Below are 13,469 nucleotides of genomic sequence, written 5' to 3'. Positions count from 1 at the left end.
GGTTCATAACTTTTTTTAAATTTGATAAGTATAAAGTTTTTTGTCAATTATCTATTTATCAAATAAAGTGTGCAAGTATATAGCACATATTTAAGACTTTTGAAAGCAGATTTTAATTTTTAGATGGATGATTTGTGTTTGATTAGGTGTTTAAATCCCAAATTTTAACCCTATAAAAAATGTTCTTGGTCTTTGAGGTCCATAAATATAAGTTACATCTCTATCTACTCCTTGGTCAAAATCTTTTTGATAAGCATTAAACATATTTTGAATTCCTCCAGATATTTCAAAGTAAGTGTGTTTATGGTCATCAATAAAAAATCGATAGGAAGATTTCCAGTTTAATTCAAAAAAAGAAGGAGAATTTTCTAATTTATCTGTTGGAATAAATCCTGCTAAATGTTGCACATACATTGGACCCGTAAATACTCCAGATAAGTTGTTCTGAAAAGTTTTGGTAGGAGCAAAAGTGGCTACAAAATTTGCATATACATTTGGTGTTTTGTTAAACTCTTTGGTGGCTTGGTCTAATTCATCTTCAGACCATGCAACTTTTTCATTGTATAAAGAGCGCTGAATGGTTCCTCCTGCTTGGAACAACCATTTTATGTTTGGAGCATATTTGGCTTCTATATTAGCACCATAAACTTTAGCACCAGAAGAGTTAGACCTAACCCATTCAAAAATTTCAGAATCAGGAGCAGTTTCTGTTCCTTGTTCCAGAGCAAAAGCACTGTTTAGTTTGGTGTAAAACAATTCTGTAACCAAAGAAAAATCACCATTTGTTAATTCTTTTGTCCAGTCTAAAGAAGTTAAAAAGCTATGAGAAGTTTCTGATTTTAATCCATCGGAATTTCTAATTCTACTAATTTCTCCAGCAGCCAAACCAGCATGTACATCTTCTCCATAAATTTGTGGAGCTCTAAAACCTTTGGCATAACTAGTTCTCCATCTTAAATTTTTGTTAATGCTGTATAAAATATTAGCTCTTGGGTTAAATACTACAAACTCTTCTGCTAAATTATGTATATCACCTCTAAGTCCCCCCAAAAGTCTAAGTTTGTCATTTACCACCCATTCCTGTTGTGCATAAACCCCTAAAATATGAGTCGTTTGTAAAATAGGTTCAAAATCTGGATTTTCTTTTCGGTCATCAATGTCATTGTATTTGTATTCTATTCCTCCTGTAAAAGTTCCTGTGTTGTTTAAAAATTTGTCGAATTTATGAGCGTATTGAGTTCCTGTAACAAAAGTGATGTCTTTTGATTTTCCAAAACCTTCTATACTCTCTTTAATATTTTCTTCAGTTGGAGTATTACCTGCCAATCCTCCGTAAAAGTTTTTGTTTTTAGATATAGAAGTAGAAGCGTAAACAGAGTAGTTGTCTTTTAAGTTTGGATTTAAATATTCGTAAGTCAATCCTCCTGACACAACAGTAGATTCTATTTGTTCTGTAACATCGGCTAAAAAAGGAAGTAAATATAAGTTGTTTCCACCTCGTCTAAATTCGTTATTGGCATTAAATTCAATGGTTATTTTTTTTCTATGGTTAGGTCTAGTAAAGGCTTTTAAACCAAACGAAGTGTTTTCCATTTCGGTGATTTCTGTAAAACCATCGTTGTCTGCATCATAAGCATTTCTGTTACGTTTCATACCAAAAAGGGCAATTCCAGTATCAAAATCTTCATTAATTACAGTACCGTTAAACATTAAAGTTTTGTCTTGAGATTTACCATCTATTAAGGCTATGTTACTTCCAATGTTAAAACTGTTTTCTGATGGATCTTTGGTAATGATATTAATAGTTCCAGCAATGGCATTAGATCCATACAAAGCAGAACCACCACCACGAACTACTTCTATTTGTTTGATGATGTTAGCGGGAATTTGATCTAATCCATAAACACTATTTAATGCACTAAAAATAGGGCGACTGTCAATTAAAATTTGTGAGTAAGAACCTCCAAGTCCATTCATTTTTACTTCGGATGTTCCACAGTTTTGGCAATTGGTTTCCATTCTTAAACCAGGTTGAAAGTTTAATCCTTCTGATAAACTCACGGCTTGGGTGGCTTCTAATACCTTTGCATCGGTAACGGTAACAATTACAGGAGCTTTTTTTCGGTTTAAATATCCTCTTGTAGCAGTGACTACCACTTTGTCTAATCCCAGTACATCTTCTTTTAATTCAAAGTTTTGTTTATGAATTTTATTCTCTTTAAGTGTAATTTGTAGTTCTTGAGTTTTATACCCTATAGCAGATACAATAAAAGTTTTTAAACCAGAGTCTGTTTTTATAGAGTAGTTTCCGTTAAGATCTGTATTTAGTGTTTTGTTGTTCTCTTTAATGGTAATATTTGCTAAGACAGGAATTCCGTTGCTTTCAATTTTTCCCTCTAAGTAAGCCTGCTGAGCATTTAAAATGTAGCAACTAAATAGTAAGATAATTGAGTGTATTGTTTTCATTGATTGTTTTTTAGCGTTTAGTTATATTATTTTTATGCAAATCTATATAAATTTTTTAGACTTGTCTAAAAAATATTTTAAAGTTGTATTTTAAATTTGTTTACCTTTGTCTTAATGGAATTAGAATTATCACAAGCAGAAGAAAATTATTTAAAGGCTATATATAGTTTGTTTGTTGTGGCAAACAAAGCTGTGAGTACCAATAAAATTGCTGAAAAGTTAGAAACTAAAGCCTCATCGGTAACCGATATGGTTAAAAAGTTATCGGAAAAAGAGTTGGTGAATTATGTAAAATATCAAGGGGTTTCATTAACAGCTGAAGGAAAGGAGTTAGCAGTACATGTTATTAGAAAACATAGGCTGTGGGAAGTTTTTTTGGTTCGTCATTTAGGTTTTAAGTGGGATGAGGTGCACGAAGTTGCCGAACAATTAGAACATGTAAAATCTATAAAATTAACCAATGGTTTAGATGCTTTTTTAGATTTTCCTAGATATGATCCACATGGAGATCCTATTCCAGATAAGGAGGGGAATTTTATTAAAAGAAATATTACTGTTTTGTCTACTTTAAAAATAAATGAAGAAAGTAAAATAGTAGGAGTAAAAGACAGTTCTAGTGCTTTTTTAAAGTATTTGGACAATGCAGAAATTAAATTAGGAGCAGAAATTAAAGTATTACATAAAGAAAGTTTTGACAACTCTATGATGTTGCTAATTGACGGTCAAAAAATATCAATATCACAACAAATTTCTAGCAATTTGTATGTAAAGCAAAACGATTAAATATGAAAAAAATAAAGATTCTTTTTTTATTAATGTTGAGTTTAATGGCATGTAAACCATCAGTAAAAAAAGAAAATGAAAAATTTACAGTTGTGACTACTACTACCATGATTACAGATTTGGTAAAGACTTTAGGAGGTGATGCTATTGTTGTTAAAGGAATGATGGGGGCAGGGGTAGATCCACATTTGTATAAAGCCTCAGAAGGAGATGTTTCTAAATTGTCTAGTGCCGATTTAATTGTTTATAACGGATTGCATTTAGAAGGGAAATTGGTAGATGTGTTTGAAAAAATGAATCAGATAGGTAAAAAAACATTGGCTATTGGAGATTATTTAAGTGATGATCAAATTATCAATTCAGAGTTGTTCGCAAGTTCTCACGATCCACATATTTGGTTTTCTATTGATAATTGGAAAACGATTACTGAAAAATTGATTGTTGCTTTATCAAAATCGAATCCTGAGAATAAAGCTGTTTATCAAAAAAATGGCTTAGATTATTTAGCAGAGTTAAGTTTATTGCAGACTGATTTAAAAACAAAAGTAGCTGAGTTACCTAGGGAAAAAAGAATTTTAGTAACTGCTCACGATGCTTTTTCTTATTTTGGAAAGGAGTTCGATTTTCAGGTAGTGGGATTGCAAGGTTTATCAACAGCTACGGAAGCCGGTGTTAGAGATGTACAACGCATTTCTGATTTTATTATAGAAAATAAAGTAAAAGCCATTTTTGTAGAAAGTTCTGTGCCTAAAAGAACAGTAGAGGCTTTGCAAGCTTCTGTAACATCAAAAGGGCATATAGTTAAAATTGGAGGTCAGTTATTCTCGGATGCTTTAGGGAATCCAACAGAGGAAACAGGAAAATATATAGGGATGTATCGTTACAATGTGAATACGATTGTAGAAGCATTGAAGTAAGTATAGAGGTGTTCGAGCGAAGTCGAGAACTGAGATGATTCTATGAATATTAAATTCTTTTACAAACTGTGTTAGTGATTGACTGGCCTGTTTGAGCTCTTTAAAGATGCTCGAGCGGAATCGAGAGTCTTTAAAAGCGAGTAAGGAAAGCACGACCCGATAGGGTAACACCCAAAATAAATAAAACAATGGAACAAAAAATAGCCATAGCTATTGATGATTTAACAGTAGCGTATAATTACAAACCAGTACTTTGGGATATTGATTTACAAATTCCAGAAGGGGTGTTAATGGCTATTGTTGGCCCTAACGGAGCAGGAAAATCTACCTTGTTAAAGTCTATTTTAGATATAATAAAACCCTTGGCAGGTTCTGTTACGGTGTATGGTAAACCATATAAAAAACAACGTTCCTTGGTGGCTTATGTGCCTCAAAAAGGAAGTGTGGATTGGGATTTTCCTACTACGGCTTTAGATGTAGTTATGATGGGAACGTATGGTTCTTTGGGATGGATTAAAAGACCAGGAAAAGCTGAAAAAAAAGCAGCTTTGGAAGCATTGGAAAAAGTAGGAATGTTAACGTTTCAAGATCGACAAATTTCTCAGTTATCTGGTGGGCAACAACAACGAATTTTTCTGGCTAGGGCTTTGGTGCAAAATGCAGCTATTTATTTTATGGATGAGCCTTTTCAGGGAGTAGATGCTACTACAGAAAAAGCCATCATACAAATTTTAAAAGAATTAAGGAAAGCAGGAAAAACGGTTGTAGTAGTACATCATGATTTACAAACGGTACCTGAATATTTTGATTGGGTTACTTTTTTAAATGTGAAGAAAATTGCCACAGGGCCTGTTGCTCAGATTTTTAATGATGACAATTTAACTAAGACTTACGGAATTAATTATAAAACAAGTATTGTAGAGTAGTTATAAAGTGAAAAGTTTAAAAGTGGAAAAGTTAGTGAGATAACTTGATAACTTTCTACTTTATGACTAGACAAACTAAAAGGATGAAAGAATATTTTGATTTATTAACGACTGATTATACACTACAAATAATCACCTTAGGAACCGCTTTATTAGGTGCTTTGTGTGGTATGTTAGGGAGTTTTGCTGTGTTGCGTAAACAAAGTTTGTTAGGAGATGCCATTTCTCATGCATCGTTACCAGGAATTGCCATTGTGTTTTTAGTTTTAGGTGTAAAAAGTAATAATGGATTGTTGTTGGGAGCTTTACTAAGTGGTTTGGTGAGTGCAGTTTTTATCAAAGGAATTATTTCAAAAACACATTTAAAATCCGATACAGCATTGGGTATTGTATTGTCTACATTTTTTGGGTTTGGAATGTTGTTACTTACTTATATTCAAAAATTACCCAATGCCAATCAGTCTGGTTTAGAAAAATATTTGTTTGGTCAGGCGGCTACATTATTAGCAAGTGATGTTTGGTTAATGGCTACTATTACAGGAATTGCGCTGTTGGTTGTTTTACTCTTTTGGAAGGAGTTTAAAATGGTTTTGTTTGATGCAGATTATACTAAAACATTAGGCTTTCATGTAAAGTTTATAGATACTTTAATGACTTCTTTTATTGTAATTGCTATTGTAATGGGGTTACAAACCGTAGGGGTAGTGTTAATGAGTGCTATGTTGTTGGCTCCGGCAGCAGCAGCAAGGCAATGGACAAATAGTTTGTCTAAAATGGTGTTTTTAGCAGGGGTTTTTGGGGCAACCTCAGGAATTTTAGGAACCGCTATAAGTGCCAGTGCCAATAATTTGTCTACCGGTCCAGTAATTGTGTTGATTGCGACAGTTTTTGTAATGATTTCATTTGTGTTTTCACCTATTAGGGGTTTGTTGTTTAGGCAGATTAAATTGTGGAAAAATAGAAATGATTTAAAGTTGATGAAAACCTTGTTGTTTATGTATAATATAGCTAAAAATCATAATAATATCTCTCATCCACATAAAATACAGTTGTTAAATAATTTTCAAGGCTATACTCGTAAAAGTTTAAAAAGTTTGGAAAGTGAACAATTAATTATGTTAGATAGAGATGATTGGGCTCTAACAGAAAAGGGTTTTCATACGGCTAAAAATTTATATACAAATCAATATTAATGAGTACACAATTAGAAATACAAATTATATTAAGCTTGGTAGCTATAGCTTGTGCATTACCAGGAGTATTTTTGGTGCTCAGAAAAATGGCATTAATTAGCGATGCTATTAGTCATTCCATTTTACCAGGAATTGTTATCGGGTTTTTTATTACACAAGATCTTGCTTCTCCTTTATTAATTTTAATGGCTAGTTTAACAGGAGTGTTAACGGTGGTCTTGGTAGAGTATATACAGAAAACAGGTTTGGTAAAAGAAGATACGGCTATTGGGTTGGTGTTTCCGGCACTCTTCAGTTTAGGGGTTATTTTAATTGCTAGAAATGCAGGAGATGTCCATTTAGACGTAGATGCTGTTTTGTTAGGTGAAGTTGCTTTTGCTCCTTTTGATAGATGGATGTACAGTGGAATAGATATGGGACCAAAATCACTTTGGATGATTGGAACTATTTTGTCAGTTTCTATTATTATGTTGGTAATGTTTTATAAAGAATTAAAAGTGGCTACGTTTGATGCAGGTTTGGCTGCTTCCTTAGGTTTTACACCTGTAGGAATTCACTATGGATTAATGACTGTTTCATCGGTAACTACTGTAGGTGCTTTTGATGCTATTGGAGCTATTTTAGTAGTGGCTTTTATGATTGTGCCTGCTGCTTGTGTATATTTATTAACAACTAATTTAAAGAAAATGCTTGTGTGGTCTTCTTTGTTAGGTGTGTTTGCATCGGTTACAGGTTATTGGCTTGCTCATTTTTTAGATGCTTCTATTGCTGGAACCATTGCTACTGTGTTAGGTGTTATTTTCTTTCTAGTATATTTATTTGCTCCTAATAAGGGCTATTTTTCTCAATGGTATAAAACCAAGCAACAAAGAACCGAAGTGGCCTTGTTGGTGTTTATGTTGCATATAGCCAATCATGATGAGGAAAAAGAAAGAAACATCAATCACCTACAAGAGCATATTAATTGGACCAAACAAAGAGCTAAAAAAGTGTTGAAGTTGGCTAGTCAGAATAACATGATTGAAATTGAAAACGGAATTGTTAATCTAACAAATAAAGGTTTGCAATTTACAGAAAAGGCGGTTTCGTATATTTCGGATAATAAAAATTCAGAATTAGAAGGTGTCAAACAAAACTTTTTCCTGTTTAGAGGTTAGATTAATTTGGCTTAAATATTGTATTATTATGTATTAAATACTAACTTTAGTAGATAACCATTAAAACAAATACAGTATATGTCAATTTTAAATATATTTTTGAGTGGTACTCAAAGAACAAATAGAGGTCACTTAGCAAGCATTGTTAAAATAGCAAGGTCTAACAATAAATTATCTAGAGAAGAAATTACTTTATTAAAGAAAATAAAAAAGGATTTAGGAATTAGTGATTTAGCTTTTAGAAGTATTATTAGAAATCCTGAACAATATCCAATCAATCCTCCTTCCGATTATGAAGAGCGAATAGAAAGGTTATATGCCTTGGCAAATATGTTACACGTAGACAAAGAATCTTATGATTTGTCTTTAAAATTATTAGAAAAATTAGCGGTCGGAATTGGATTTCCATTAAAAACACATCAAGAAGTTGTGAGAACGGCTGTAGAATTAGCTGCTTCTAATGCTGATATAGAAACCTTTGCCAAAGCAATTAGACAAGCAAACGGAACCAAAGAGTAATTTTTATTTTAACCATATATTATAGAGAGATTGTTTATTTTAGACAATCTCTTTTTTTTATGCTATGATTTCAGAAAGTCCCTTTAAAGTTTATAATGCATCAGCCGGTAGTGGTAAAACATTTACGTTGGTAAAAGAATATTTAAAAATTCTTTTACAGGCTAAAAGTGAGTTTGAATTTCAGAAAATTTTAGCCATTACTTTTACCAATAAAGCAGCAGCAGAAATGAAACAACGTGTGTTAAAAACGTTGAAGGATGCTTCACAAAATCAAGACAATGATATTGTAAAAGGATTGCTGCAAGAAACTGGGTTGGAGGCAGAAGAGGTTAAAGAAAAATCTAGTAGAATTTTAAAAAACATACTATACAATTATGCTAGTTTTCACATTAATACTATTGATAGTTTTACGCATAAATTAATTAGAACGTTTTCTTTAGATCTAGGTTTGCCATTAGATTTTGAAGTGGAAATGGATACAGATCCTTTGTTAGAAGAGACAATTGATTTAATGGTTTCTAGAATTGGAAAAGATAAAGATTTAACAGAAGTTTTAATAAAATATACGCTTGAGCAAGTAGAAGATGATAAGTCTTGGAATATAAATACATCTTTAATAGACATCGCTAAGCTTTTGTTAAATGAAGAAAATGAAATAGAGGTTTCTAAACTGGTAAATACACATCTTTCAGATTTTCAGAAATTAGAAAAGAGATTAAAAAAATATTTACTAGATACTGAGCAAGCATTTAAGCAGTTAGGAGAACAAGCCATTGGCTTAATTGATGAGCATGATATTTTGCATAGTTCTTTTGCAAGTGGAGACTTGCCTAATTATTTTAAAAAGTTTTTAGGGAGTTGGATGTTAAAAGAAGAGGAGTTAGTTGGGAAAAGATTAATTGGAAATATGGAGTCTGGAATTTTGTATGCTAAAACAAAACCAAAGGATCCTAAAAAAATAGCAGATAGAGATAAGATTGATTTAATTAAAGATGAGTTATTTGCAGTATATGCTATTTCTCAAAAATTATGTCAAGACCATTTAGGTCAATACTTTTTAGTTAAAAAAATATTAAAATCATTAGTTCCTTTAGCGGTGTTAAGTCACATTAACAAAGAATATGTAAAGTTAAAACAGGAAAATAATATTTGTGTAAATGCGGAGTTTAATCGTGTAATTAGTAAGCAAATTAAAAATGAACCTGTTCCTTTTATTTATGAACGTTTGGGAGAAAAATTTCAGTATTTTTTTATTGATGAAATGCAAGATACCTCTCAATTACAATGGGAAAATTTAATTCCGTTAATATCTAATGCACTTTCACAGGCTAATGGTCAGCTAATGTTAGTGGGTGATGCTAAGCAATCTATTTATAGGTGGAGAGGTGGAAAGGCATCTCAGTTTGTAGAGTTGTCCGAAGAAACAAATAGTAATTTATTTCATGTAAATAAAAAAGTGATGACTTTGGGAACAAACTATAGAAGTTATAGTAATGTCATCAATTTTAATAACGATTTTTTTTCTTTTTTATCATCTTATATAAAAGATCCGGCATATCAAGATATATATGTTCAAGAAAAAAATCAAAAAACAAATTCTAAAGAAGGTGGTTATGTTCGATTAGAAGTTTTTGAACGAGATGAAGACTTTGTGTCAGAAGAAGTATATCCTAATAAAATTCATCAAATGATTTTAGATATAAAATCTAATGGTTTTAATTATGGTGATATTTGTGTATTAACAAGAAACAAAAATAACGGAATTGTAGTTGCTGATTATTTGGTCTCTAAAGGAATTGAAGTAATTTCCCCAGATAGTTTGTTGTTAAAAAACAACAAGACGGTTCAGACTTTTGTTTTTTTGTTAAGATGGATAGAAAACCCCAATGATAAAGAGGTATTAATACAGTTACTTTATTATTTATACCATCATTTAAATATTGTTGTTTCAGAACATGAGTTTTATGAAAACTGTTTGACTAAAACCAGTCCAGAAGAACTGTTTAGGTACTTACAGGTTGATTTTAGTTTAACTGATTTTTTCTGTTTGTCTTTATATGATGGAGTAGAATATTTAATCCGTGTTTTTAATTTCCAACATATTTCTGATGTTTTTGTACAAGCGTTTTTAGATGTGTTACTACAATATCAATTAAAAGAATCGGGTAGTTTACAAATGTTTTTGTCTTATTGGGATAAGAAAAAAAAGAATTTAAAGGTAGAAGTAGCTCCAAGTGAAAATGCAGTACAAATTATGACAATTCATAAATCAAAAGGGTTGGAGTTTCCGGTTGTTATTTTTCCTTTTGATTTAAATACAGAAGATGTTAGCAGAGAAAAAATATGGTATAAAACCGAGGAAAGTAATTTGTTTAATGGTTTTGAAAGTTTTCAAATAAAAGCTTCAGGTAAATTGTCTTTATATGGAAATCAAGGAGAAGAACAGTTAAAAAAAATTAATGCAGAAATTCAATTAGACAATTTTAATCTTTTATATGTTGCCTTAACTAGGGCAGAAGAACAATTGTATATTTTATGCGATACCAAAAATGGGAATGTTAGTTCGCCAAAACAATTTTCAGATTATTTTAAAGAATACATGTCTCAAAAAAATACAGAGACACTATATGAAATTGGAAATAATGAAAGGTTATCAAGGCTTAAAAAGCCAAAAGATGATTATCTGTTAAAAGAATTCTTTAGCATAGATAAAAAAGACAATCAAATTTTTGTAGTACAAAATGATGGAGAAGATGATGAGGCAAGGTTGTATGGAAATTTAATCCATAATGCTTTTGAAAAAATACAATCTGTAAAAGATTTGGAATTAGCGAATATTTTTATTAATCAGCAGGGTTTACCTATAGCGGTTTCTATAAAAGCAAAACAGTTAATTAAAAATGTAGTAAATCATCCACAATTATTAGAGTATTATAAAGAAGGAATAGAGGTGCATACAGAAAGATCTTTTTTAACCTCAAGCGGAGAAGTAAATATTATGGATAGAGTGATTTTTAACAAAAACAAGACAGTTATTATTGATTATAAAACAGGAGTTTTTAATAAATCTCACGAGTTACAAATTGAGAATTATGCAAATGTTCTAGAGGGCTTAGGTTATTTTATTGATAAAAAAATATTGGTTTATTGTAACGAATTAATAGAGGTTAGAAATGTGTAAAATGCGATATTATCTATAAAGAGTGTTTATTTTTTTATATTTGATAAAAATAAAAATGTAAAAATATGAAAAATTCAAAACTATTATTATTGGCTTTAATGGTTTCCTTATGGTCATTTAAAGCAAATGCTCAAGATGAAGAGAATGTTTGGGCGGCAGGTTTCGGGGTAAACATTGTTGATGTTTCTCCTTCTGGTTTAGATGATATTGGAGGTCAGGTAAGTGATTATTTTGATACAAAGGATTGGCAAACTCTATCATTGCTGTCTAGAGTGTATGTTGCAAGGTATTTAGATCACGGAATTGTAGTAGATGCTGCAGGGACAATTAATATTATAGATGCTAATAACTCAGGTGATACTCCATATTATTCTATTGATTTTGGTGCGCGTTATGATTTAAATAACCTGCTTGGTCACACAGGTTGGTTTGATCCTTATGTAAGATTAGGGTTAGGTTCTGCTTGGACTGATGGTGATAGTTTAGGCTTGGTTATTTCACCTAGCTACGGATTTAATACATGGTTTAATGATACTGTAGGTTTAAATTTTGAATCTGCATATAAAGCCTCTTCTTTGGTAGGAAATACAACAAATGCAATTCCTACAGGTTATCATTTTCAACATTCTTTATCGTTAGTATTTAAGTTTAACGAAAATTAAAAAAACATTAAATTTTAAAAAAGCCCCTCTTTCTTTAGCTAAAGAAAGAGGGGCTTTTTTTAGATATTTACTTTTGGAATTTAACTTATGTTATTTTTTCACTATATTTATTAGAAACAAAAATTAAGGAAAATGAAAAATTTAAAAACACTCTCAATTGTTGTGCTATTAATTTTTACAACAATAACAACAAATGCACAAGACGAAAAACACCCATGGGCTCTTGGGGTTGGTCTTAATTTAGTAGATGTTAGCCAATACGGTATATCTAAATTAGGAAGCCAGGTTAAAGATTATGTGGGACTTACCGATGTTAATGCCTTGCCAGTGCTATCTAGAGCATATGTTGCAAGATATCTAGACAATGGATTTACAGCAGATTTTGCTGGAGCAATTAACTCAATTGATGAAATCCCTTCAGGAGAAGTTTCAGAAAAATCATATTACTCTTTAGACTTAGGGTTAAGATATGATTTAAATAGACTTTTTGGTGAATCAGGTTGGTTCGATCCTTATGCAAAATTTGCTGTAGGTACTTTTTGGGTTGATGGTGATATGGCTGCTGCAGTCTCTCCGTCATTAGGATTTAATACATGGTTTAATGATTCTGTAGGTTTAAATTTTGAGACTTCATATAAGTCCGATGCTGTTTTTGGGGATTCTGATTTAGGAAATACAGCTTATATTACAGGATATCATTTTCAACATTCAATTTCTTTAGTGTTAAGATTTGGGGCTAAAGATACAGATGGTGACGGAGTTATAGATGCAGATGACTTATGTCCTCAAATAGCTGGTAAGCCAGAACTATTTGGATGTTCTGATATTGATAATGATGGAATTGCTGATAAAGATGATGCGTGTCCTGATTTAGCAGGTACAGAAGCTACAAATGGGTGTCCTGATACAGATGGTGACGGTGTTATTGATACTGAAGATGCATGTCCAGACTTGGCGGGAACGGCAAAAGATGGAGGATGTCCCGATTCTGATAAAGACGGATTGTCTGATAATAATGATAAATGTCCTAATACGTTTGGGCCTATTAAGAACAATGGATGTCCTTGGCCAGATACCGATGGTGATGGTGTTACAGATAACTTAGATAATTGTATTAATGAAAGAGGTCCAAAAACAAATAATGGGTGTCCTGTTAAGTTAACTGAAGAAGCAAAAACAAAGTTAGGTACTTATGCAAAAACCATTCAATTTAATTCAGGTAAAGCAGAGTTTAAGCCAGGAGTAACAAAAACTTTAGATATTATTGTAGAAGTAATGAAAGAATTTGATAGTGTTCGTTTTGATGTTGAAGGGCATTCTGATAGTTCTGGAAATGATGCTGCTAATTTAAAGTTGTCTAAAGAAAGAGCTCAAGCTGTGGTAGATTATTTAAAGTCTCATGGAATTGATGACTGGCGTTTACATGCTGTGGGTTATGGAGAAACAAAACCTATAGCTAGTAATAAAACAGCAACAGGTAGAGCCTTAAATAGACGTGTGGTTTTAACAGCTATAGAGAAATAAGAGTTATTAAACTCAGGTTAAAAAAGGGTGTTTCTACATAGAAACACCCTTTTTGTGTACAATCAACTTAAATATTGATGTTAATCAATGTTCTTAGGTTTTTCTATGCTTTTATGAGATTTTGTAAAGGGTTTAATGTGT

At 31.6% G+C, this 13,469-nt stretch carries 10 protein-coding genes; 9 read left to right on the top strand and 1 reads right to left on the bottom strand.

Annotated features, from left to right (window positions below; translation table 11 throughout):
- Positions 1-150 precede the first annotated feature (150 nt).
- Complete coding sequence (locus ACXGQT_RS09690; protein ID WP_457828396.1) at positions 151-2,466, bottom strand: TonB-dependent receptor; 2,316 nt, start codon at positions 2,464-2,466, stop codon at positions 151-153.
- Between the two features lie 114 nt (positions 2,467-2,580).
- Here ACXGQT_RS09690 and ACXGQT_RS09685 point away from each other — a divergent pair, with 114 nt between their 5' ends.
- From ACXGQT_RS09685 to ACXGQT_RS09645, 9 genes are all read left to right on the top strand, one after another.
- On the top strand, positions 2,581-3,249 hold the full coding sequence (locus tag ACXGQT_RS09685; protein ID WP_457828395.1) for a metal-dependent transcriptional regulator: 669 nt from the start codon (positions 2,581-2,583) through the stop codon (positions 3,247-3,249).
- Positions 3,250-3,251: 2 nt separating this feature from the next.
- Positions 3,252-4,166: a metal ABC transporter solute-binding protein, Zn/Mn family gene (locus ACXGQT_RS09680; RefSeq protein ID WP_457828394.1), complete on the top strand. Its 915-nt coding sequence runs from the start codon at positions 3,252-3,254 to the stop codon at positions 4,164-4,166.
- A gap of 188 nt (positions 4,167-4,354) precedes the next feature.
- Positions 4,355-5,092, top strand: coding sequence for a metal ABC transporter ATP-binding protein (locus ACXGQT_RS09675; protein WP_457828393.1), 738 nt, complete (start codon positions 4,355-4,357; stop codon positions 5,090-5,092).
- A gap of 83 nt (positions 5,093-5,175) precedes the next feature.
- On the top strand, positions 5,176-6,285 hold the full coding sequence (locus tag ACXGQT_RS09670) for a metal ABC transporter permease (RefSeq protein ID WP_457828392.1): 1,110 nt from the start codon (positions 5,176-5,178) through the stop codon (positions 6,283-6,285).
- The gene (locus ACXGQT_RS09665; protein WP_457828391.1) at positions 6,285-7,442 is read left to right on the top strand and encodes a metal ABC transporter permease; all 1,158 of its coding nucleotides are present in this window, start codon (positions 6,285-6,287) and stop codon (positions 7,440-7,442) included. The genes ACXGQT_RS09670 and ACXGQT_RS09665 overlap by 1 nt, the downstream gene beginning before the upstream one ends.
- Before the next feature lie 78 nt (positions 7,443-7,520).
- Positions 7,521-7,961, top strand: coding sequence for a hypothetical protein (locus tag ACXGQT_RS09660; RefSeq protein WP_457828390.1), 441 nt, complete (start codon positions 7,521-7,523; stop codon positions 7,959-7,961).
- A 64-nt stretch (positions 7,962-8,025) separates the two neighbouring features.
- Positions 8,026-11,142, top strand: a complete 3,117-nt coding sequence (locus ACXGQT_RS09655; RefSeq protein WP_457828389.1) for a UvrD-helicase domain-containing protein — start codon at positions 8,026-8,028, stop codon at positions 11,140-11,142.
- A gap of 65 nt (positions 11,143-11,207) precedes the next feature.
- Positions 11,208-11,804, top strand: a complete 597-nt coding sequence (locus tag ACXGQT_RS09650; RefSeq protein WP_457828388.1) for a hypothetical protein — start codon at positions 11,208-11,210, stop codon at positions 11,802-11,804.
- Between the two features lie 132 nt (positions 11,805-11,936).
- Positions 11,937-13,328 carry an OmpA family protein gene (locus ACXGQT_RS09645; RefSeq protein ID WP_457828387.1) on the top strand — a complete coding sequence of 464 codons (1,392 nt, stop codon included), beginning with the start codon at positions 11,937-11,939 and terminating at the stop codon, positions 13,326-13,328.
- Positions 13,329-13,469: the final 141 nt, after the last annotated feature.

This window comes from Wenyingzhuangia sp. IMCC45467 (genome assembly GCF_054111205.1).
Note: the sequence above shows the minus strand (reverse complement) of the source record. Positions and strands in the feature narration are given on the sequence as shown.